Origin of the sequence: Xanthobacter sp. SG618 (assembly GCF_012932745.1) — a bacterium.
GTDB classification, from domain to species: Bacteria; Pseudomonadota; Alphaproteobacteria; order Rhizobiales; family Xanthobacteraceae; genus Xanthobacter; species Xanthobacter flavus.
Genome location: NZ_JABBHL010000004.1, coordinates 407,333 through 430,102 on the forward strand (window position 1 = coordinate 407,333; position 22,770 = coordinate 430,102).

The 22,770-nt window shown below is 68.6% G+C and carries 19 protein-coding genes; 12 read left to right on the forward strand and 7 right to left on the reverse strand.

Annotated features, from left to right (window positions below):
- Positions 1–50: 50 nt before the first annotated feature.
- On the forward strand, positions 51–1,703 hold the full coding sequence (locus FHT36_RS13890; protein ID WP_169123082.1) for an electron transfer flavoprotein-ubiquinone oxidoreductase: 1,653 nt from the start codon (positions 51–53) through the stop codon (positions 1,701–1,703).
- A gap of 9 nt (positions 1,704–1,712) precedes the next feature.
- Positions 1,713–2,147: a thioesterase family protein gene (locus FHT36_RS13895; RefSeq protein ID WP_169123083.1), complete on the forward strand. Its 435-nt coding sequence runs from the start codon at positions 1,713–1,715 to the stop codon at positions 2,145–2,147.
- A gap of 6 nt (positions 2,148–2,153) precedes the next feature.
- On the opposite strand, the gene FHT36_RS13900 is transcribed toward FHT36_RS13895, so the two are convergent.
- A complete protein-coding gene (locus FHT36_RS13900) occupies positions 2,154–2,600 on the reverse strand; it encodes a MaoC/PaaZ C-terminal domain-containing protein (protein ID WP_169123084.1) in 447 nt (148 codons plus the stop codon).
- A 161-nt stretch (positions 2,601–2,761) separates the two neighbouring features.
- On the opposite strand from FHT36_RS13900, the gene FHT36_RS13905 reads away from it, so the two are divergent.
- A complete protein-coding gene (locus FHT36_RS13905) occupies positions 2,762–3,964 on the forward strand; it encodes an ABC transporter substrate-binding protein (RefSeq protein ID WP_169123085.1) in 1,203 nt (400 codons plus the stop codon).
- Between the two features lie 127 nt (positions 3,965–4,091).
- Here the strand turns inward: FHT36_RS13905 and FHT36_RS13910 are convergent, their stop codons facing one another.
- Together FHT36_RS13910 and poxB are read right to left on the reverse strand one after the other, a co-directional pair.
- A complete protein-coding gene (locus FHT36_RS13910; RefSeq protein ID WP_169123086.1) occupies positions 4,092–5,240 on the reverse strand; it encodes an alkene reductase in 1,149 nt (382 codons plus the stop codon).
- Positions 5,241–5,422: 182 nt separating this feature from the next.
- A complete protein-coding gene (gene poxB, locus FHT36_RS13915) occupies positions 5,423–7,156 on the reverse strand; it encodes a ubiquinone-dependent pyruvate dehydrogenase (RefSeq protein WP_169123087.1) in 1,734 nt (577 codons plus the stop codon).
- A gap of 265 nt (positions 7,157–7,421) precedes the next feature.
- On the opposite strand from poxB, the gene FHT36_RS13920 reads away from it, so the two are divergent.
- Both FHT36_RS13920 and FHT36_RS13925 read left to right on the forward strand, forming a co-directional pair.
- Positions 7,422–9,065 (forward strand): FAD-dependent oxidoreductase, encoded by a 1,644-nt coding sequence (locus FHT36_RS13920; RefSeq protein ID WP_169123088.1) that lies wholly within the window; start codon positions 7,422–7,424, stop codon positions 9,063–9,065.
- On the forward strand, positions 9,065–9,364 hold the full coding sequence (locus FHT36_RS13925; RefSeq protein ID WP_169123089.1) for a UBP-type zinc finger domain-containing protein: 300 nt from the start codon (positions 9,065–9,067) through the stop codon (positions 9,362–9,364). The genes FHT36_RS13920 and FHT36_RS13925 overlap by 1 nt, the downstream gene beginning before the upstream one ends.
- A gap of 60 nt (positions 9,365–9,424) precedes the next feature.
- Here FHT36_RS13925 and hpaI read toward each other — a convergent pair whose 3' ends face one another.
- The 4 genes from hpaI to FHT36_RS13945 are packed head-to-tail and all read right to left on the reverse strand — an operon-like array spanning position 9,425 to position 13,109.
- Entirely contained in the window at positions 9,425–10,186 is a 762-nt protein-coding gene (hpaI, locus tag FHT36_RS13930; RefSeq protein WP_169123090.1) for a 4-hydroxy-2-oxoheptanedioate aldolase, read from the reverse strand.
- A 22-nt stretch (positions 10,187–10,208) separates the two neighbouring features.
- Positions 10,209–10,991, reverse strand: coding sequence for a 2-oxo-hept-4-ene-1,7-dioate hydratase (hpaH, locus tag FHT36_RS13935; protein WP_169123091.1), 783 nt, complete (start codon positions 10,989–10,991; stop codon positions 10,209–10,211).
- A gap of 22 nt (positions 10,992–11,013) precedes the next feature.
- Entirely contained in the window at positions 11,014–11,853 is an 840-nt protein-coding gene (locus tag FHT36_RS13940; protein ID WP_169123092.1) for a cyclase family protein, read from the reverse strand.
- Positions 11,850–13,109, reverse strand: a complete 1,260-nt coding sequence (locus FHT36_RS13945; RefSeq protein WP_169123093.1) for an MFS transporter — start codon at positions 13,107–13,109, stop codon at positions 11,850–11,852. The genes FHT36_RS13940 and FHT36_RS13945 overlap by 4 nt, the downstream gene beginning before the upstream one ends.
- A gap of 218 nt (positions 13,110–13,327) precedes the next feature.
- On the opposite strand from FHT36_RS13945, the gene FHT36_RS13950 reads away from it, so the two are divergent.
- From FHT36_RS13950 to FHT36_RS13980, 7 genes are all read left to right on the forward strand, one after another.
- A complete protein-coding gene (locus FHT36_RS13950; RefSeq protein WP_169123094.1) occupies positions 13,328–14,224 on the forward strand; it encodes a LysR family transcriptional regulator in 897 nt (298 codons plus the stop codon).
- 429 nt (positions 14,225–14,653) lie between these two features.
- The gene (locus FHT36_RS13955; protein ID WP_169123095.1) at positions 14,654–15,958 is read left to right on the forward strand and encodes an MFS transporter; all 1,305 of its coding nucleotides are present in this window, start codon (positions 14,654–14,656) and stop codon (positions 15,956–15,958) included.
- A gap of 48 nt (positions 15,959–16,006) precedes the next feature.
- Entirely contained in the window at positions 16,007–16,975 is a 969-nt protein-coding gene (locus tag FHT36_RS13960) for a VOC family protein (RefSeq protein WP_169123096.1), read from the forward strand.
- 158 nt (positions 16,976–17,133) lie between these two features.
- Entirely contained in the window at positions 17,134–18,663 is a 1,530-nt protein-coding gene (locus tag FHT36_RS13965) for a bifunctional 3-(3-hydroxy-phenyl)propionate/3-hydroxycinnamic acid hydroxylase (protein ID WP_169123097.1), read from the forward strand.
- A 43-nt stretch (positions 18,664–18,706) separates the two neighbouring features.
- Entirely contained in the window at positions 18,707–19,552 is an 846-nt protein-coding gene (locus FHT36_RS13970; RefSeq protein ID WP_169123098.1) for a fumarylacetoacetate hydrolase family protein, read from the forward strand.
- Positions 19,553–19,679: 127 nt separating this feature from the next.
- Entirely contained in the window at positions 19,680–20,507 is an 828-nt protein-coding gene (locus FHT36_RS13975) for a DNA-binding transcriptional regulator (protein WP_169123099.1), read from the forward strand.
- A gap of 222 nt (positions 20,508–20,729) precedes the next feature.
- Positions 20,730–22,610: a DEAD/DEAH box helicase gene (locus tag FHT36_RS13980; protein ID WP_169123100.1), complete on the forward strand. Its 1,881-nt coding sequence runs from the start codon at positions 20,730–20,732 to the stop codon at positions 22,608–22,610.
- Positions 22,611–22,770: the final 160 nt, after the last annotated feature.

Below are 22,770 nucleotides of genomic sequence, written 5' to 3' on the forward strand. Positions count from 1 at the left end.
CAAAGACCGGAACCCGCCGCCGGCCGAACGACCCTGCCTGAGAGGACGACATGACCGACATTCAAAGGGAGGCCATGGCCTATGACGTGGTCATCGTCGGCGCAGGCCCCGCCGGACTTTCCGCCGCGATCCGGCTGAAGCAGCTCGATCCTGACCTGTCGGTGGTGGTGCTGGAGAAAGGCTCCGAGGTGGGCGCCCACATTCTCTCCGGTGCCGTGCTCGACCCTTGCGGCCTCGATGCGCTCATCCCCGACTGGCGGGAGCGCGGTGCGCCCATCACCGTGCCGGTGCGCGAGGACAACTTCCACTTCCTCACCGAAGCCGGCAGCGTCCGCATCCCCAACTGGCCCATGCCGCGGCTCATGTCGAACCATGGCGCCTACATCGTCTCCATGGGCAATGTGTGCCGCTGGATGGCCGGGCAGGCCGAGGAACTGGGCGTCGAAATCTTCCCCGGCATGGCCTGCTCATCGCTCGTCTACGGCGATCAAGGCGAGGTGAAGGGCGTGGTGGCGGGCGAGTTCGGCCGCCTCGCCGACGGCACGCCTGGGCCCTCCTACGAACCGGGCATGGAACTCCACGGCAAGTACGTCCTGCTTGGCGAGGGCGTGCGCGGATCGCTGACGAAGGAGGTCATCTCCCGGTTCGACCTCGGCCGGGGGCACTGCCCGCAGAAGTTCGGCATCGGCATGAAGGAGATCTGGGAGATCGACCCCGCCAAGCACCGCGAAGGCACGGTCACCCACACCATGGGCTGGCCGCTCGGCTCCAGCGCGGGCGGCGGATCGTTCATCTATCACATTGACAACAATCAGGTCTATGTCGGCTTCGTCGTCCACCTGAACTATGCCAATCCGTATCTGTCGCCCTACATGGAGTTCCAGCGCTTCAAGCATCACCCGATGGTCGCGGAGCTGCTGGCGGGGGGAAAGCGCGTGGCCTACGGCGCCCGGGCCATTTCGGAAGGCGGGTGGCAATCCATCCCCACGCTGGTGGCGCCCGGCGTGGCGCTGCTTGGCTGCGCGGCCGGCCTCGTGAACGTGCCGCGCATCAAGGGCAATCACAATGCCATGCTCTCGGGCAAGGCGGCGGCCGAGGCGGCCCACGCCGCCATCGCCGCCGGCCGCGCCGGCGATACGCTCACCGCCTATGAGGCGGAGGTCCGCAACGGCGCCATCGGCAAGGATCTCAAGAAGGTGCGCAACGTGAAGCCGCTCTGGTCGCGATACGGCCTCGCCGCATCCCTGATGCTCGGCGGCCTCGACATGTGGACCAACGACCTTTTCGGGCGGAGCCTGCTCGGCACCCTGAAGCACGGCAAGAGCGATGCCGCATCAACCGGAGAGGCCAGGGATTTCGCGCCCATCGCCTATCCCAGGCCTGACGGCATTCTCTCCTTCGACCGGCTGACCAACGTGGCGTTCAGCTTCACCAACCACGAGGAAAGCCAGCCACCCCACCTGAAGCTCGCCGATCCCGCTTTGCCCGTGGCGGTCAATCTGCCGAGGTTCGCCGAACCCGCCCAGCGTTATTGCCCTGCCGGTGTCTACGAGGTGGTGGAGGCGGACGGCAGCGATCTGCGCTTCGTGGTCAACTTCCAGAACTGCGTCCACTGCAAGACGTGCGATATCAAGGATCCCTTGCAGAACATCACCTGGACGATGCCGCAGGGCGGCGACGGGCCGAACTATCCCAACATGTGACGAGGGCCCATGGGCGAGGACGCATTCATCTGGCGGCGGCGGGTCGGCTTCGGCGACTGCGACCCCGCGCGCATCGCCTATACCGGCAAGATTCCCGACTTCGCCCTCGAGGCCATCGACGCCTTCTGGGAGGACCTGCTGGATGGCACCAACTGGTTCCGGATGAATGTGGACCTGGGCATCGGATGCCCCTTCGTCCACATGGAGATGGACTTCAAGGCCCCCATCACGCCGCGCGCCCCGCTGTTCTGCCATGTGGAGCCGGCGCGGCTCGGCACGACCTCCATCATGTTTCGTGTGACGGGCGTACAGGAGGAGCGGACCTGCTTCGTCGCCGGCTTCGTGGCGGTGTTCGTGCGGGAGGGCGAGCTACAGCAAATCCCAGTCCCCGAGCACATCCGCGCCGCGCTGCTGGGGCGCTTCGCGCACCTGCGCGAGGCGTGAGGGCCGCTATCCGGCAGCCGGCGGGTTCGCCAGCCAGGCGAGCGTGTGGGAGGCGACCGCCACCAGCGTGCCGTCCTGGTTCGTGACCTCGATGTCGGCGCTGGCTCGCCGGCGCGCCGCATCCACCGTCGCGACGCGATAGAGCGTCGTCACCGTATCGCCGAGGAAGACCGGCTTGATGAAACGGATGCGGTCATAGCCGAGCGCGACGGCGATCTCGTTCGCCTCGGGCGGCGTCCGGGCCGCGATCATCCCAGCCACCGTGGACATGAAGCCCACCAGCAGCGCGCCATGGGCCTGCAACCGGCCGAAGCGCGAGCGCTGCATGTAGGCCAGGTTGACGTGGTTCGGAGCGAAGTCGCCGGTGATCCCGGCAAACAGGTACACGTCGCTCTCACCCACCGTCTTGGTGAAGACCGCCGTATCTCCCGGCTTCACATGGAAGTCCTGCATCCCCCTGCCCTTTCCGCTCGGAATATCCCGCGACTGGCGCGGGAGAGCACCGTAGCGCAGGCGCGTAAATTGGCAAATATATTTACACAATATATGGAATGTGATTGACATAAATAGGCGCCAAACAAGACAGCTCGATAAAGCGCCAGGGAGGATACGCCATGCGTCATTATATCAGCATATACGCGCTTTTGTCGGGGATCGCCATGGGCCTGGTGCCGGCGATGGCCGACACCCGGATCAAGATTGGAATCCTGAGCGACATGAGTGGACCATACTCGGACCTTGCCGGTCCGGGCTCGGTTGCCGCCGCCCGCCTCGCGGTGGAGGACTTCAAGGGGAAGGACAAGGGCATCGAGGTCGAGATCGTCTCGGGCAACCACCAGAACAAGGCGGACATCGGCTCCGTCATCGCCCGCTCATGGATCGATCAGGAAGGCGTGGACGTCATCGGCGACGTCACCGGCTCGCCGGTCGCGCTGGCGGTCAGCCAGATCGTCAAGGACAAGGACAAGATCCAGCTCAATGCCGGCGCGGCGACGGCCGACCTGACCGGCTCCAAGTGCACGCCCAACACCATTCACTGGACCTACGACACCTGGGCCAATGCCAACGGCACCGGCAGCGCCATGGTGCGCCAGGGTGGCAACAGCTGGTTCTTCATCGCCGTGGACCAGGCCTCCGGCCACGCCATGGAACGCGATACGGTGGCGGTGGTGAAGGCCGCCGGCGGGCAGGTGCTGGGCTCGGTCAAGCATCCGCTGGGAACGAGCGATTTCTCCTCCTACCTCGTCCGGGCGCAATCCTCCGGCGCGAAGGTGGTGGGGCTCGCCAGCGGCGGCGAAGACATGATCAACGCCATCAAGCAGGCATCCGAATTCGGCATCGTGCAGGGCGGGCAATCCATCGCCGGCCTGTTCACCTTCATCACCGACATCCACGCGCTCGGCCTGAAGCTGGCGCAGGGGCTTGTGCTGACCGAGGCGTTCTACTGGGATCGCGACGATGCGAGCCGCGCTTTCGCCAAGCGCTTCGCCGCCGTTCACAAGGGGAAGATGCCGACGCAGGTCCATGCCGGCGTCTATTCCTCCATCATGCACTATCTGAAGGCCGTGGAGGCCGCCGGCACCAAGGACACCAACACCGTGCTCGCCAAGATGCGCGCCATGCCCATCGATGATCCCCTGTTCGGCAAGGGCGAGGTGCGCATCGACGGCCGCGCCGTGCACGACATGTTCCTGTTCCGGGTGAAGACCCCCGCCCAGTCGAAGGGGGAATGGGACGTCTACGAGACCCTTGCCACCATCCCGGCAGCGCAGGCGTTCCGCCCACTCAATGAAGGCGGCTGCCCGCTGGTGAAGTGAGCGCGGCATACCCCCTCGCCGGGCTGCGATCACCGCCGGAGCGGTGGTCGGGGCCGGCGAAACCCGTGGGGGCGGCGGGGCGACATCACCATGTCGCCCGCCGCCCGCAACGTGATCCTCTCCAGAGCTATCGGAAATCGCCGGTGGCGATGGGGTCGGAGGCCGGGAACGTCTCCTCCAGCGCCTCGTCGAGCAGCGCCACGTCTGCGGTGGGATAGTCGGTGTAGCCCTCCGGTCCCTGTGTGTACCAGGTCTCCATGTGGTCCGGCGCGAGCGGGATCGCGTGCTGGATGCGGGAGGGCAGATCGGGATTGGCGAGGAAGCCGCGACCGAAGGCGATGGCGTCCGCCTCGCCCTTCTCCAGCGTGGCCATGGCGCGGGCGCCGTCGAAGTCCGAGTTCAGCACCAGCGGCCCGTCGAACACGGCCCGGATCTCGGGATGAACAGCCGGGTGGTCGGGCTTGCCGCGGGTGCCCTCCGGGGGCGGCTCGCGCAGTTCGAGGAAGGCGATGCCGATGTCCGACAGGAGCTTCGCGGCATACCGGAACAGGGGCACCGGATCGGGATCGTTGACGCCTTGGCTTTCCCCGTTGGGCGACAGCCGCACGCCGGTCCGGTCGGCGCCGATCTCGCCGGCCACCGCCTCCGTCACCTCGCGCAGCAGCCGGGCGCGGTTCTCGATGGAACCGCCATAGGCATCCGTGCGGTGATTGGCCGAGGCCCGCAGGAACTGGTCGATGAGATAGCCGTTCGCGGCGTGGATCTCCACGCCATCAAAGCCGGCGAGAAGGGCGTTGCGGGCCGCCCGGCGATAGTCGAGCAGCAGGCCGGGAATCTCGCCAGCGTCGAGGGCGCGGGCCTCGGCGTGGGGCTGCTTGCCGTCATAGGTGTGGGCATAGGCCGGCGCCGTGGTGGCCGAGGCGGACACCCCCTTCGCGCCGTCGAGGAAGCTCGGATGCACGATGCGCCCCATGTGCCAGAGCTGGCAGACGATGCGCCCGCCCGCGCGCTTCACCGCATCGGTGACCGGCCGCCAGGCGGCGACCTGCTCGTCGCTCCAGATGCCCGGCGCGAAGGGCCAGCCGAGGCCCTGACGGCTGATGCCGGTGGCCTCGGAGATGATGAGCCCGGCGCTGGCGCGCTGGGCGTAATATTCCGCCATGAGCGCGGTGGGCACATGCTCGTGCGTGCCGCGACCGCGGGTCAGGGGCGCCATGAACATGCGGTTCGGCGCCGCGATGGCGCCCAGCTGGATGGGATCGAACAAGGTTGGCATGGGCGGTCTCCAGGGATTTCTGATCGTAGCGCGCATCGGGCGTCTTTCGCGCCGGACGAGCGAGACGAGGGGGCAAGTTTTTCGTCGAAATGAACGCGCCGGCGCCCCGGAAGGGGACGCCGGCGAGCGGGCGGCGCACCGCCCGCCAGTTGAAGCCCGGCCAAACCGGGCGGGGGCGGAACTCAGCGGGGCAGCAGGTTGGTCTTGGCGAGGTCGATCACCTCGTCGCCGCGCCCGCTCATCACGGCGCGGATCAGCCAGAGGCTGAACCCCTTCACCTCTTCGGCCTCGATGGTGGGCGGCATGGAGAGTTCCTGCCGCGCGGTCACCACGTCGAGCAAGGCCGGACCGTCATGGGAGAGGATGTCGTCCAGCGCGCCCGGCAGGTCGCCGGGATCCTCGACGCGGATCGCGTGGATGCCCATGGCACGGGCGGTGGCCGCGAAGTCGGGATTTTCCAGATCGACGCCTGTCTCCAGATAGCCGCCGACCTTCATCTCCAGCGCCACGAAGCCGAGCACGCCGTTATTGACCACCACCACCTTCACGGGGGTTTTCGTCTGCACAAGCGTGACCAGCTCGCCCATCAGCATGGTCAGGCCGCCGTCGCCGGAGAAGGAGATCACCTGCCGTCCCGGCTGGGACGCCTGGATACCCATGGCCTGCGGCAAGGCATTGGCCATGGATCCGTGGACGAGAGAGCCGACCAGCCGCCGCAGGCCGTTCATCCTGAGGTATCGCGCGGCCCAGATGGTCGGCGTGCCCACGTCGAAGGTGAACACGGCATCCTCGTCCGCCTTGTCGCTGAGAAGCTTGGCCAGATATTGCGGATGGATCGGCTTCTTGCCGGGCGTGCCGGTGGCGAGGCTGTCGAGGCCCTCGCGGGAAGTCTTGTAGGTGTCGAGCGCCTTGTCGAGATGGCTGCGGTCGTCCTTGACCGTCAGGCGCGGCAGCAGGGCCTTGAGCGTCGCGCCCACATCGCCGACCACGCCGAGGTCAAGCTTGCAGCGCCGGCCGAGCTGTTCGGGGCGAATGTCGATCTGGGCGATCCGCGTGTCGGTGGGCAGGAACTGCTTGTAGGGAAAATCCGTGCCGAGCATCACCAGCAGATCGCAGGAATGCATGGCGTCGTAGCCGGACCGGAAGCCGATGAAGCCGGTCATGCCGACGTCATAGGGATTGTCGTACTCGACCCATTCCTTGCCGCCGAGGGCGTGGACGATGGGGCTCTTCACGGCCTCGGCGAAGGCCATGAGCTCAGCATGCGCGCCGGCACAGCCCCGGCCGCAGAACAGCGTGACGCGCTGCGCCCCGTTCAAAAGGTCCGCCAGCGCGTCGAGTTCCGCCGCGGCGGGGGTCACGACAGGCGCCGGGGGCAGAAGGCCGCCGGCCGCGGACGGGCCGCGCTCGGGCGCCGGGCGCAGCGCCACGTCGCCGGGGATCACCACCACCGCAACGCCACGCTTGCCCACCGCCGCGCGGATGGCATTCTCCAGCACATAGGGCATCTGGCGGGGATCGGAGACCAGCTCGCAATAGACGCTGCACTCCGCGAACAGCGACTGCGGATGCGTCTCCTGGAAATAGCCCCCGCCAATCTCCGCCGAGGGGATCTGCGCGGCGATGGCCAGCACCGGCGTCCGGCTGCGGTTGGCATCGAACAGGCCGTTGATAAGGTGGAGGTTTCCCGGCCCGCACGAGCCGGCGCAAACCGCGAGCTTGCCGGTGATCTGCGCTTCACCCGCCGCCGCGAAAGCCGCCGCCTCCTCGTGACGGACGTGGAACCATTCGATGCCGCCATGGCGCCTGAGGGACTCGGTGATGCCGTTCAGGCTGTCGCCCACCACGCCGTAAATGCGCTCGACCCCGGCCTCGGCCAGCACGTCGACGACCAGATCCGCTACCTTCCGTGCCATTGGCAAAGCCTCCTTGTGACCCTTGAGTGAGATTGCCTGCGGGATGCGGTGGCGGGCTTGGACATTGGCGCCAGCATTGGCTTTTCGCGCCCGGCCCGTAACCGCGATACCCTGCGCGGCTCGATGCCAAAGGTACGGGCGCAGCCGATCGGAACACCATACACACCTGCGTATAGATGACGCCAACGATAGGGCCGGCGATAAGTCCTCAAGCATTGGACCCCCGCAGGCTGTCGTGTGCCTGCGCGATCGACTGGAGGATGCCGTGACGCCGTCGAACTCGCGCGAACACCAGATGTATCCCACCTTCACCGCAGAGCAGGTCGCCACCGCGCGGCGCTTTGCGGACGGGCCCGAGCAGCGCTTCGAGCCGGGCGAGACCCTCTATGACATCGGCGCCGTGGGCGCGCCGACCTGGCTGGTGATCGAGGGCACCATCGAGGTGGTCCGGCGCGATGGACTGTCCGGCGAGGCGCCGGTCACGGTCCACCATGCGGGGCAGTTCTCGGGCGAGGTCAACCAGTTGGACGGCCGCCCCGCCATTGCCGCCGGCAGGGCCGGACCCGACGGCTGCACCGCCCTGCCCTTCGACGCGACCCACCTGCGCGCGCTCGTCATCGGCTCCGCCGAAATCGGCGAGACCATCATGCGCGCTTTGATCCTGCGCCGCGTGAACCTGATCGCCGAGGGCGGGTCGGGGACGATCCTCATCGGCGTGCCGGACAGCCCGGAAATCCTGGACCTGCAGGTGTTCCTGAACCGCGCGGGTCTGCCGAACCTCGTCCTCGATGTGCGCAGCGACGAGGAGGGGCGCGCTCTGGTCGCCCGCATGGGTGTTCCGCCCGATGACCTGCCGCTGATCGTCTGCCCCACCGGGCCGATCCTGCGACGCCCCAGCGTCGAGGAGATGGCCGGCTGCCTCGGTCTCGTTCCGGCGCTGGATCCCGCCAAGCTCTACGATGTCGCCATCGTCGGCGCCGGCCCGGCGGGCCTCGCGGCCGCCGTCTACGGGGCTTCGGAAGGCCTGTCCGTCATCGTCCTCGATGCCCGCGCCTCGGGCGGTCAGGCGGGCGCCTCGGCCCGGATCGAGAACTATCTCGGCTTTCCAACCGGCATTTCCGGCCAGGCATTGGCCGGGCGGGCCTTCAACCAGGCCCTGAAGTTCGGCGCCGAGATCGCCATTCCGGTGGCGGTGGAGCGGCTGGACTGCGCGGGCGGCGAGCTGAAACTCGCCTGCGCCGGGGACCGCCATATCCGGGCGCGCGCGGTGGTGATCGCCTCCGGCGCCCGCTATCGCCGCCCGGACGTTCCCGACCTCGCCACGTTCGAGGGCTCCGGCATTTCCTACTGGGTCTCGGCGGTGGAGGCGCGCCTGTGCGCGGGCGAAGAGGTGGCCCTCGTCGGCGGCGGCAATTCCGCCGGGCAGGCCATCGTGTACCTCGCCCCTCAGGTGAAGAAGCTGCACGTGGTGGTGCGCCGTCCGCTCGCCGACACCATGTCGCGCTACCTGATCGACCGCATCGATGCGCTGCCTAATGTGGAACTGCATGTGGGCAGCGAGGTCGCGAGCCTGGAGGGGAACCGGACCACAGGCCTCACTGCCGCAACGTTCCGCGACCGGCGCGACGGCACGCTGCACCGGCGCGAGCTTCGGCACATGTTCCTGTTCATCGGCGCCGACCCGAACGCCGCATGGGCGGCGTCCTGCGTGAAGACCGACGGCAAGGGCTTCATCATCACCGGGGCGGGTGCCCGCGCGCTGGAAACGAGCACGCCCGGCGTGTTCGCCATCGGCGATGTGCGCGCCGGCTCCACCAAGCGCGTGGCCGCAGCCGTGGGCGAGGGCGCCGCGGTGGTCGCCCAGATCCATGCCATGTTCGCCGAGGAAGCCAGCAGGGAGACGGCCTGATGTCGTGCACGCACGCAAAAGCCATTCACGAGGTCACGCCCAGCGCCAAAGGGTGCGAGGAATGCCTGAGGATCGGCAGTGCCTGGGTCCACCTGCGGCTGTGCCGGACCTGCGGCCATGTGGGCTGCTGCGACGATTCTCCCCATCGTCACGCCCGGGCGCATTTCCGGGCCACCGGGCACCCCATCATCGAGGGCTATGATCCGCCGGAGGGATGGGGCTGGTGCTACATCGACGAGGTCGAGGTGGACCTGCCCGACCAGACGCCGCAGGTCGGGCCCATTCCCCGGTTCTACTGATCGTCCCTATGCCCGACGCCGACATCGCGGCGCGCTCGCCGCGATGGGCTTCGGCCCCGTCTAGCGGAAGGCCGCGAGCGCCTGCTCCGACTGGCGCGCGAGGATGCCGGCATCGACGCCGATGGCGGTGAACGTGGTGCCCAGCTCGATGCAGCGCTTGGCGAAGGCCGGGTCGCCCGTGAGGATGCCCGCGGGCTTGCCGGCGGCGCGGATGCGGGCGACGGCATTTTCCACGGCGTCCACGACGCGGGCGTTCTTAAGGTCGCCCACATGCCCGAGGCTCGCGGCGAGATCGCCGGGGCCGATGAAGATGCCGTCCACGCCCTCTACCGCGGCGATAGCGTCGATCTGGTCCAGCGCTTCCTGCGTCTCCACCTGCACCAGCAGGCACAGTTCGCGCGCGGCCTCGCGCGCATAGTTCTTCACGCGGCCGAAGCGGGTGGCGCGGGTCAGCGCGGACACGCCCCTTATGCCATCGGGCGGATAGCGCGTGGCGGCCACGGCCGCACGGGCCTCCTCGGCATTCTGCACGTAGGGGATGAGCAGGCTCTGGGCGCCGATGTCGAGCAGGCGCTTGATGAGCACGGTGTCATTGGCGGCCGGCCGCACCACGGGGGAGACCGGATAGGCCGATACGGCCTGCAGCTGGGCGAGGACCGTCGTCAACTCGGCCGGGGAATGCTCCGTGTCGAGCAGCAGCCAGTCGTAGCCGGCGCCGGCCACCACTTCGGTGGCATAGGCGCTGGAGAGGGTGCACCAGAGGCCGAGCTGCTGGCGGCCCTCGATCAGGGCCGCCTTGAAGGCATTGCGGGGCAGGTCCATGGGAAAGCCTCGGGTGAAAGCCTCAGGTGAAGGAGACGCTGATGGCGCCCACCGGTCCATAATCGGCCGTTATCACGTCGCCGGCGGCGATGTCCACGGGCCGGGTGAAGGACCCCGCCAGCACGATCTGCCCCTTCTGGAGCTTCGCGCCCACGGCGGAGAGCTTGTTCACCAGCCAGGCGATGCCGGCGGCCGGATGGCCCATGATGGCGGCCGAGACGCCGCTCTCCTCGATGATGCCGTTCTTGCTCAGCGTCGCGCCCACCCAGCGGATGTCGATGTCCATGGGGCGGATGACGCGGCCGCCCACCACGATGGCGGCGAAGGCGGCGTTGTCGGCGATGGTGTCCACGATGGCGCGCGGCACCTCGGTGCGATAGTCGATGATCTCCAGAGCGGGCACGACGAACTCGGTGGCGCGCATCACGTCATAGATGCGCACGCCCGGGCCTTCGAGGTCCTCGCCCATCACGAAGGCCAGTTCCACCTCGAGGCGCGGCTTGATGAAGCGCGCGGCGGGGATCTGGGCGCCGTCATTGAACAGCGCGTCGTCGAGGATGCGGCCATAGTCCGGCTCGGTCATCTTCGAGGCCATCTGCATGGCGCGGGAGGTGAGGCCGATCTTGTGGCCGGCCACGCGGGCGCCGTTGGCGATGCGTGCCTCGGCCCACAGATCCTGCACGCGATAAGCGTCCTCGATCTCCATGTGGGGGAAGGTGCGGCTGAGCTGGACGACGGGCTTGCCCTCGCGCTCGGCCTTGAGAATCGATTCAGCGCCGAGGCGGCGCTCCTCTTCGGTCATCATGGATGCGTGTTCCGGCTCGTGGTCACAGAAGGGCGAGGGGACGGACCGGCGAGCCCGTGGCGCCGGTGATCCGCAGCGGCTGGGCGACGAAGGCAAAGGAGCCCTGCCCCGCCGCGCCCAGCTCGTCGAGCGTGAGATTCTCGATGATGTGGATGCCGTTCTGGGCGATGAGGATCATGTGCACCTCCAACGTGATGTTGTGGTGGTTCATCACCTCGAACGCCGACGTATCGGAGCCCACGGAGAACGGCTTGCGCGCCGCCAGCCATCGCCCGCCCTCGACGCCCGGGCCGGGGGCGCCGGCGGAATCGAGGCCGAGATATTTGGGCGAATCCTGCCAGTAAGCCGCCCAGCCGGTGCGCACCAGCACCACGTCCCCCTCCCCGACCCGCGTGCCGGACGCGGCCTCGGCCGCCTCCAGTTCCGCGACGGTGATTTCATGGGCCGGATCAAGAGCTTCCACGCCCAGCGCGCGCGCCACATCGAGCAGCACGCCGCGCCGGAAGATGGGGGCGATGGTCTCCGCCCCGTGCACCTTGAACAGGCCGGTGCCCTGCTGCTCGCGGCCCGCATCATACTTGCCGTAGAGCGCGCCGTGCTCGGAGACGTGGCACAGGGCATCGATGTGGGTGGACGAGTGGGTGCTCGTCACCATCAGCTCGTTGGATGAGGAGTGTCCGCAGGAGCGCAGCACGTCGCCGTGCCGGTTGTTGAGGGTGATGTGGAAGGGCGGATGCGCCGGGTGAATGGGCATGCCCTTCTGCATCGGGTGGCTGAGGTCGATCCGGCGGGCGGCCTGCGCGGCCTTGAGCCAATCCTCGAAATCGAAGCTGCGGGACGGCGCGGGAGTAACGGCATTCATTGGAGCTTGGCTCCCTTCGTCTCGGGCAGGAAGATGAGGACGATGAGGCCGGCGAGCAGGAAGAAGCCGGCGGTGAAGGCGAGCGCACCGGAGAGGCCGTAGCCCGCCGAGAGGAAGCCCACCATCATGGGGGCGAGGGCGCTCACCGCGCGTCCCGCGTTGTAGATGAAGCCCTGCGCCGTGGCCCGCACGTTGGTGGGGAAGAGCTCGGCGAAGGTGGGGGCGAAGCCGGAATAGAAGCCGGTGCCGAAGAAGGCGACCACCGGGCCGAAGGCCAGCAGCACCGTGGGGCTCGAAATCATCGTGTAGGCCGGCACCGCGATGGCCGACAGCACGAAATAGACGATGAAGGCCACCTTGCGGCCCAGCGAATCCGCCACATAGCCGAAGGAGATGAAGCCGAGCGCCGCGCCCACCTGCATCACCACGATCCAGGTGGTGGACTTCACGAGGTCGAGGCCGGGGCCGCCATTGGCCACGGGGGTCGCGAGCCAGGTGGGAATCCAGGTGAACAGGCCCCAGTAGCCGCACATGGCCGCCGCCGTGAACGCGAAGCACACCAGCGTGCTGCGTCCATGCTCCCCGCTCAGCATCTTGACCGTCTCCACGAAGGTCAGGCGGCGGGTCTGCTGCTTCCAGATCTCCGGCTCCGGCGTGTGGCGGCGGATCCAGAAAGCGAGCAGTGCCGGCGCGATGCCGAAGAAGAACACGCCGCGCCAGCCGATCGTCGGCAGCAGCACCGCCGCGACGATGGCCGCCAGCGCATAGCCCGAGGCGAACGCGCTCTGCACCCAGGCCATCACCTTGCCGCGATGCTGGGCGGGCCAGGTCTCGGTGATGAGCGCGGCACCCGCCGACCATTCGCCGCCGACGCCGAGGCCGACCACCATGCGGAACAGCAACAGCTGCGCGATGCTCTGGGAGAAGCCGCACAGCAGCGTACCCACCGAATAGCAGAGGATGGAGAGCACCATGGACCGGGTACGGCCAATGCGGTCGGCGAGGAAGCCGAAGACCAGGCCGCCGAAGGCTGTGGCCACGAGGCTCGCCGAGGCGATCATGCCGGCCGTGGAGCGCTCCATGCCGAGGTCCGCGCTGATGTGGCTGATCAGCATCGCGAACAGCAGCAGGTCCATGATGTCGAGGGCCCAGCCGAGATAGGCGGACCAGAACGACTGCCATTGGGCCTTGGTGGCGCCCACATACCAGCGTGTGCCGGCGGCCGCGGGGCGGCTGCCGGAGACATCGAGGCTCATCGGTATTCCTCCACGATTATTGCTTGCCGCGCCCTGGCGCGGGCCTTTCCGCCTCGGCCACGAAATGCCTTGGCGGACAGGGCTTTGGACCTTGATAGGAATGGCGGGAGCGGGCCGCAATTGGTCAATTTTCAAGCGGGATGTGAGCGGAATTGACATGCACGCGGCGGAGCCCCATGCCTCAAGGGCATTTGTCCGTGGCCGCGTGTGAAACTGGAATGTCTCAACTCTATCGCTCCCTGCCCTCGCTCCAGACGCTGCGCTGCTTCGAGGCGGCGGCGCGCCTCGGCAGCTTCACGTCGGCGGCCGAGGAGATGTGCATCACCCACAGCGCCGTGAGCCACCAGATCCGCGCCATGGAGGAGGCCGTCGGCCAACCGCTGTTCACGCGGCAGGGCAACCGCATGGCGCTGACTGTCGCCGGGCGGACGCTCGCGGCCGAGACCCGGCGCGCGCTCGACTATCTCAGCCAGGCCTATGCGGTGGCCCATGCCCAGGCGGTGCCGCGGCCGCAGATGCTGAACCTGTCGCTCCAAGTGGCGCTGGCCGAGCATTTCCTGCTGCCGCGCCTCAATGAGTTCAAGCAGGTGCTCGGCCCCGTCGTGCTGCGCATGACCAGCCTCGCGGACCTCGACGAGAAATGCCCGGATGACACCGACATCGCGCTGGTCTACGGCACCGGCGACGTGCCCGGCATGATCGTGGAGAAGATCGCGGACGAGGAGGTGTTTCCGGTCTGCAGCCCCGCTTTCCTCGCCCGCTACCCGGACCTGTCGCTGGAGCGCATGCCCGAGGTGCCGCTGCTGCTGCATTCGCAGGTGACGTGGAACCTGTGGCTGGAAAAGGCCAACCTGCCCATCGTCTACCCCACCCAGTCGACGCTGCTGGACGACATCGCCCTCACCATCCGCGGCGCGCTCGCCGGCCAGGGCATCGCCATGGCGCGCTCCCTCGTGGTGCGGGACTATCTGCGGACGGGTGAACTGGTCCGCCTGTTCGACCTCTCGGTGCCCGGCATCTTCTCCTACCACCTCGCCTGCCGCAGCCAGGATGTGCGCTCGCACTACGCGCCGCAGATCGACTGGATCGTCCGCGCCATGCGCGCGCTGCGATAGGCCGGCCTTCGCGCCGCTTGTCCCGTTGGGTCTGGAAGCCGGGATTGCACCGGCAACACCTCAGGTAGCGTCAGGGGCGCAGCTCACACCGTCGCCGCGACGCGGCGTGTCCGCCACGCGGACACTCGAGATAATACGCTGTTGCCAGATCGCCCGGCGTCCTAACCCAAGACAAGAAAAAGAACACGGGGAGGACGACATGACTGGTGGCCGCGCCAAGCTGCCATGTTCCGAAATGCAGCGCAGGTTCGGAACCTAAGGACGCCACGGGCGCACGCGCCCTCTATCGAGACTTCCCAAAGATCGCACCCTGGCTCCGGTCAGGCGGCGTCGGCATTCGCCTGCACAGAAGCGGCGAGGGCCAACGGCGCCGCGCATGTCTCGTAGCACAAACACAGCCCATAGATAATATGGAGGCCCCAAGGATCCATGACGCACGCCACCTATCCCCTTTCCGGGCAAGCCACGCCCAGCCTCAACAAGGCGCAGTGGCGGATCATCTTCCTCGCGAGCCTCGGCGGCTCGCTCGAATTCTATGATTTCATCATCTATGGCATCTTCGTCCAGTATATCTCCGCACAGTTCTTCCCGGCGAATGATCCCTACGTCTCGCTGATCCTCTCCTTCTCGGTGCTGGCCCTCGGCTTCCTCGCCCGGCCGTTCGGCGGCGCGGTGCTGGGCATTCTGGGCGACCGCTATGGCCGCCGGCCGGTCTTCATCGGCTCGCTGGGCCTCACCACGCTCGCCACCATCGCCATCGGCCTGCTGCCGAACTACCAGTCCTGGGGCATCGCGGCACCTCTGCTGCTGGTGGCCTTCCGCCTGGTGCAGGGCATCTGCCTCGGCGGCGAGCTGCCGGGCGCGGTGACCTATGCGGTGGAGGCGGCACCGGCCCGCGCGGGCCTGGCCTGCGGCTTCATCATCTTCTGCGTCAATGTGGGCGTGCTCATCGCGACGCTGGTCAATCTCGGCATCCAGTACGCCCTGCCGCCGCAGGATGTGGCGGACTATGGCTGGCGCATCGCCTTCCTGCTCGGCGGCGTCATCGGTCTCGTGAGCTTCGCGCTGCGCCGCAAGCTCGAAGAGTCGCCGGAGTTCGTGAACCTCCACGGCAAGGCCACGCGGCACCCCCTGCGGGAGCTGATGCGCCATCACGGCCGCTCGGTGCTGGTGGCGGCGGGCGTTGCCGCCATCATCGCCGGCTTCAACGGCATGCTCTACGGCTTCGTGCCCGCCTTCCTGGTGAAGACGCTGCATTATCCCGCCCCCGACGTGGCCCTGGCCATGACGGTGGCGCTGGTGGTCAGCTCCGTCGGCCTCATCCTCGCCGGCTGGGCCGGGGATTTCGTGCCCGGACGCCTCATCCTGCGGGCCGGATCGCTGGGCATGGTGGTGGTGGTGGTTCCGCTGTTCGCGCTGATGGCGAACCACGGCGCCAGCATCGTCCTGGTGCTGAGCCTGCTTTCGCTGGTGTTCTCGCTGGCGAGCGGCATCTGGCCGAGCATCCTCGCCGGGCTCTTCCCGACGCAGGTGCGCTTCACCGGCATCGCTCTGTCCTACAACGTGAGCGTCACGTTGCTGTCCGGCTTCGCGCCGCTGGCCGCAACCGCGCTCATCGCCCAGACCGGGATGAATTCGGCCCCCGCGCTCTACATCGCGGCGTCCGCGGCGCTGACCTTCTGGTGCAGCTTCCTCATCCCCGCCCGTTCGGCCTCGGCGCAGCCGCCGGCCTGACGCCGCGCCCCGCCGCCAAGACCCACCCCCACCCGGAGGACCACCGTCATGGGCGTCATCGCGCTCGGTTATCTCGGCATCCGCTCGGACAGGATGGACGACTGGAACGCCTTCGCCTCGGGCCTCCTCGCCATGCAGGCGGTGGACGCGACCCGCGCCCAGACGACCTTCCGCATGGACGACCAGCGCCAGCGGCTGTTCGTGGTGAACGAGCCGGGCGCGGTGATCGCCGCCATCGGCTGGGAGGTGGAGGAGAAGGCGGACCTCGACCACTTCGCCGCGCGCCTCGAGGCCGCCGGCGTCGCGGTGACGCGGGGCGCGCGGTCGCTGGCGGACCGGCGCTTCGTCGAGGATCTCATCACCTTCGCCGATCCCGACGGCAACAGTGTCGAGCTGTTCTTCAACCCCATGCGGGCGAGCGATCCCTTCGTGCCCGGCCGCCCCATCTCGGGCTTTCGCACCGGCCCCTTCGGCATGGGGCACGCCGTGCTGCACGCGGTGCGCATCGACGCGCTCCTGCCCTTCTATCGCGACCTGCTGGACTTCCACATCAGCGACTACGGGCTCACCCCTTACCCGCTCTATTTCTTCCACGTGAACGGGCGCCACCACAGCCTCGCCATGGTGGGCTCGGGGCAGACCGGCTTTCACCACTTCATGATCGAGTTCAACAATCTCGACGACGTGGGCCAGGGCTACGACCTCGCCGAACTACAGGAGGGGCGCCTCGCCTACACGCTGGGGCGCCACACCAACGATTTCATGACCTCCTTCTACGCCAACTCGCCCTCCGGCTTCTTCGTGGAGAACGGCTGGGGCGGGCGGGTGATCGATCCGGCCACATGGGAGCCGCACGAGACCTTCGCCGGCCCGAGCTTCTGGGGGCACGAGCGCCTCTATCTGCCCGAGGAGCCGCGCGCCCGCCTGCGCAACATGCGCCTCGCGGCGGCCGCGAACGGCCTGAGGTCGCCGGACGTGGTGGACTGCCCCTGGCTCTACAGCCGGCTGGCGGGCTGACCGCCGCCCTTCCCATCCAAGCCCCCGCGGGACCCCGCTTCCGCCCTCCCGCGGGCCCTCATTACCGCACCGATGTCCGCCAGGCGGACGCCGGGGCCGGCTTCATTGCCGGCTGAGACCCGCTCTGGGATCAGTCCGGCCCAAACACGGGGAAAACCATGCCCGAGGCAAACGGCAGCACGCCGGATCGTTTCGACGTCGTCATCATCGGCCTCGGGCCCGTTGGCGCGACCCTCGCCAACCTGCTCGGCCTTCAGGGCGTCTCCACCCTCGTACTCGAACGCGAGACCGAGGCCTATCACCTGCCGCGCGCCGTGCACTTCGACGACGAGGTGATGCGCGTGTTCCAGACCATCGGCCTTGCGGACGAGATCATCCCGTCTTTGCGGGTCAATCCCGGCATGCGCTTCGTCGACGCGACAGGCGCGCTGCTGATGGACTGGCCGCGCCCGCAGGAGGTGAGCGAATTCGGCTGGCACGCCAGCTACCGCTTCCACCAGCCGGACCTCGAGCGGACCCTGCGCGACGGCCTCCGGCGCTTCCCCAGCGTGCAGGTGCGCACGCGCTGCGACGCCTTCGCCTTCGAGCAGGATGGCGAGGGGGTGACGGTCCGCTATGAGGACCTCGCCACCGGCCGCCTGCAGCAGGCACGCGCCCGCTACGTGGTGGGCTGCGACGGCGCCCGCTCGCTGGTCCGCCGCTTCATCGGCTCGTCCATGGACGACCTGGGCTTCCACGAGCGCTGGCTGGTGGTGGACGCGGTGCTCAGGCGGCCGAAGCCCGAGTTGGGCGATCACACCATCCAGTATTGCGACCCCGCGCGCCCCGCCACCTATGTGCGCGGCCCCGGCGACCGCCGCCGCTGGGAGATCACCGTCCTGCCCGACGAGGACGGCCGCGTCATGGTGCATCCCGAGAAGGTCTGGTCGCTGCTGGCGCCGTGGCTCAGGCCCGACGAGGCGGAGTTGGAGCGGGCGGCGGTCTATACCTTCCATTCGGCGGTGGCGCAGCGCTGGCGCGCTGGCCGTCTGCTGCTGGCGGGCGACGCCGCCCACCAGACCCCGCCCTTCATGGGCCAGGGCATGTGCTCCGGCGTCCGCGACGTGGCGAACCTCGCCTGGAAGCTCGAGGCGGTGGTGAAGGGGCGGGCGCAGGACAGCCTGCTCGACACCTACCAGAGCGAGCGGGCGCCCGACGCCCATGCCTATATCGAGACCGCGGTGCGGCTCGGCGGCCTCATCAACACCTGCGGCACCGAGGCGGCCCTCAACGCCGCCTTCCGCGATGCGGACGGCGTGGTGCGCCTGCGCAGCCGGGTGCCCCAGCTGGGACCGGGCGTCGCCATCGGCCGCGTGGACATCGCCGGCAGCCGCTTCGCCCAGCCCCGCCTCGCCGACGGGCGCCGGCTGGACGACGCCGTGGGCTTCGGCTTCGTCTTGCTGTGCCGCGACCAGCTCTGGCGCGCTGCCGCCGAGCGGGTGCGCCAGCGCTTCGAGGCGTCCGGCATCGCCGTCGTCGCCGTCGCCGACTGTCCCGACCTCGGCCCGCTGCTGGACGCGGCCGGCGCGGCGGCGGTGCTCGTCCGCCCCGACCGCTACGTGGCCGGAAGCGCGGCCGACGAGGCGGACCTTGCCGCCATGGCCGATGCGCTGGCACCCGCCGACCCCGCACAGGCCTCCGCCGCCTGACCTCTCTCACATCCCGAAACGTTCCAGGAAAAGGTTTGCCCCCATGAAGTTCGCGTCCTTCACCCATGCCGGCAAGGCCGGATACGGCCTCGTGACCGAGGGCGGGATCGTCGATCTCGCCCGCCGCTTCCCCGACGCGCCGACGCTGCGCACCTTCATCGCCGGCGGTCTCGACCGCGCCGCCGCTCTGGTCGGCGCGCCGGCGGACTTCGCCCTCGCCGACGTAACGCTGGCGCCGGTCATTCCCGACCCGGACAAGATCGTGTGCGTCGGCCTCAACTATCACGACCACGTGGTGGAGACGGGCCGCACGGTGACCCCCAATCCCATGCTCTTCGCGCGCTATGCGGGCAGCCAGGTGGGCGACGGCGAAGCGCTGGTGAAGCCGCTGGAATCCGACGAGTTCGACTATGAGGGCGAGCTTGCCGTCATCATCGGCAAGGGCGGCCGGCGCATCTCGGAGGCCGATGCACTGTCCCATGTGGCGGGCTATGCCTGCTACAACGACGCCAGCGTGCGCGACTGGCAGCGCCACACCTCGCAGTTCATGCCCGGCAAGACCTTTGCCGCCACCGGCGGCTTCGGCCCATGGATGGTGAGCGCCGACGAGATCGGCGATCCCACCCGCCTCACCCTCGCCACCCGCCTCAACGGCGCCGAGGTGCAGCGCACCACCGTGGACCTGATGATCACGCCCATCCCCACGCTGATCGCCTACACCTCCACCATCCTGCCTTTGCTGCCCGGCGACGTGATCGTCTCCGGCACGCCCGGCGGGGTCGGCGCGCGGCGCACGCCCAAGCTGTTCATGAAGGACGGCGATGTGGTGGAGGTGGAAGTCAGCGGCATCGGCGTGCTGCGCAACCCCGTCGTCGCCGAGAAGGCCTGAGGCCAAACCCGGCCGGCCCGGGCCACCCGGGCCGGCGCAGGCTGGGCAGCGCCCGCCCATCGCGTGTAGCATGGCGGGACGACCGGTTCGTCCGGCCGAGGGGGAGCGCCGAGGATGGGGCCGGACCATGGGACAGCGACCGGCTGACGACGGCGCGGGGACGCAGGACCGCACCGACAGCGTGCGCGCATTGCGCCGTGGCCTCGCCGTGCTCCGCCACATCAATGCGGTGGGCAGCACCAGTGCCGCCGCCATCGCCCGCGCCCTCGATATCCCCCGCCCCACCGTTTACCGCCTGCTGCAGACACTGGAGGAAGAGGGCTATGTGGCCTTCTCCGCCTCCTCGTCGCAGGTGAGGGTCACGCGCCTCTCCGCCAGCCTCGGCGACGGCTACGCCGCCCATTCCCGCGTGTGCCAGGCGGCGGGGCCGGTGTTCGGCGAGCACGGGCCCCGTCTCGTCTGGCCGCTCGACCTGACGGTCTACGAGAACGCCGCCATGGTGATCCACGAGACCACCCACACGCGCAGCCCCCTCTCCATCGACCGGGGCATGATCGGCTATCGCCTGCCCATGCTGCGCACCTCGGCGGGCCGGGCCTATCTTGCCTTCTGCAGGCCGGAGGAGCGGGCGATGATCCTCGATCACCTGCGCCGCATCGACGATCCCGAGGACCGCCCTTTCCTCGATGAGACCTGGCTGAAACGCATGGTCGAGGATACGCGCCGGCGCGCCGTTGCGGTGCGCGATGGCGGCGAATTCCGGCCGAAGACCTCCAGCATTGCGGCTCCCGTCATGATCGGCGACCGCGTGGAGGCGGTTGTATCGATGATCTGGATCCGATCGGCGCTTTCCCTGGACGATGCCCTTTCGGCACATTCCGAGGCGTTGCAGGGCACGGCTGCCGCCATTGCGCGTGAGGTATCTGCGCAATTGCAAGCGGGGGCTGCCGAATAGCCCTGCCGACTACCGCCGGCGCGTCCGGAATGAGGCCCGCGACCGGCTCTTGCCGTCGACGATCTTTGGCGGCAGCTTTATGAGAATGCCGCCATGCGCCTTATAAGCGCACCCTGGCGGCGGTGGCATATGAACTCCCGGCCTATTAGGAAGGCGTTCCAGATGCTTTCCGACGGCTCCCCTTCGACGCCTGACGATATTGCGAGATAGGCGGAACCAGCCGTGCCCTTCCTGACGACGAATCCAGCGCTCGCGCACGCTTTGGCCGAACGGGACTACGACAACCCAACGCCGGTGCAGCTCGCCGTGCTGGCGCCCGAGGCGTCGGGTCGCGACCTTCTGGTGTCGGCCCAGACGGGGTCCGGCAAGACCGTCGCCTATGGCCTCGCCATGGCCGAGACCCTGCTGGGCGCCGAGGAGCGCTTCGAGTTCGCGAGCGTGCCGCAGGCGCTTGTTGTGGCGCCCACGCGGGAACTGGCGCTGCAGGTCCAGCGCGAGTTCGCCTGGCTCTATGCGGCGACCGGAGCCCGCATCGTCTCCTGCGTCGGCGGCATGGACCCGCGGCAGGAGCAACGCCTGCTGGCGCGGGGCGCCCACATCGTCGTCGGCACGCCCGGACGCCTGCGCGATCATCTGGAACGCGGACGGCTCGATCTCTCGGCGCTGCGCGTGGCCGTGCTCGACGAGGCCGACGAGATGCTCGATCTCGGCTTTCGCGAGGATCTCGAATTCATTCTCGACGCCACCCCGCCGGAGCGGCGCAGCCTCTTGTTCTCCGCGACCATGCCGCGCGGGATCATCGCGCTCGCCAAGCGCTATCAACGCGATGCCTTGCGCATCGAGGTGGCGGGAGCCGAAGGCGGACACGCGGACATCGAATACCGCACCATGCGCGTCGCGCCGACCGAGGTCGAGCACGCAGTCGTCAATGTGCTGCGCTATTATGATACCCCCAGCGCCATCGTCTTCTGCAACACGCGCGAAACCGTGCGGCGGCTGCACGCCATGCTTCAGGAGCGGCAGTTCTCAGCCGTCGCGCTGTCCGGCGAACTGAGCCAGAACGAGCGCAACCACGCCTTGCAGGCACTGCGGGACGGGCGGGCGCGGGTCTGTGTCGCGACCGACGTCGCGGCGCGCGGGATTGACCTGCCGAACCTCGGCCTCGTCATCCATGCCGATCTGCCGAACGATGGCGAAAGCCTGCAGCACCGCAGCGGCCGCACGGGCCGGGCGGGGCGCAAGGGCGTGAGCGTGCTTCTGGTGCCGCCGTTTCGCCGGCGCCGGGCCGAGGATCTCATGCGGGCGATCGGCATCCGGCCGTCATGGTCCGGCCCGCCCACCTCCGAGGACATTCGTAAGCTCGACCACGAGCGCATGCTAAGCGATGCGCTCATCACCGACGAGCCGAGCGAAGAGGATGCCAGCGCCGGCCTTGCGCTGCTCGCCGCCCATTCGCCCGAGCATCTCGCCGCCGCGCTGGCGCGCCTTTACCGGGCTGGCCTGCCGGCCCCGGAGGAGGTCGCCGACCCGGGCGAGCCCCGCGCCGCGCGCGACCGGGCGGCCGGCCGGGATTTCGACGGCGGATCGGGCGCCGGCAGTGTCTGGTTCCGCCTGAATGTCGGGCGCCGCAACAATGCCGATCCCAAATGGCTGCTGCCGCTGATCTGCCGGCGCGGGAACGTGACGCGCAAGGAGATCGGCGTCATCCGCATCTTCGACGAGGAGACCGCCTTCGAGGTGAGCCTCGCCGCCGCCGACCGCTTCATCAAGGGGGCCCGCAAGGCGGACGGCGACGACGTCATCATCGAGCCGATGCCCGGCCAGCCCGCAGAACAATCGAAGCGTCCCGGCCGCGGGCGGCCCTCGGGCGGCCTGCCACCATCCGAAAAGCCCGCACGCGGCCGGAATTTTCGCAATGGACCCGCGCCGGGCAAACCTGCCGATGGCAGGGCGGAGCGCGGCAAAACCGCGTACGAGAAGCCGCGCGAGGCGCGGCCGGCGGGTCAAGGCAAGGGCGAACGCCCGCCGAAAGGCCCGCGTCCGAATACGTTCGAGGGAAGGCCCAAAGGAAAGCCCAAGGGCAAGCCGACCCGACGCACCTGACGGCGTGAGTCGGCTCCTGACGCACTGCGCGGCGCCCGGTATTCAGCTCTATCTGGACCGGGGGCCGTCGTTCAGCCTGCAATCACGCGGCGACGACTGAAGACCAGACAGGCGGCGGCCCAACGGGCCGAATGGGGGTGAAGCTCCTCGCCAGACGCCC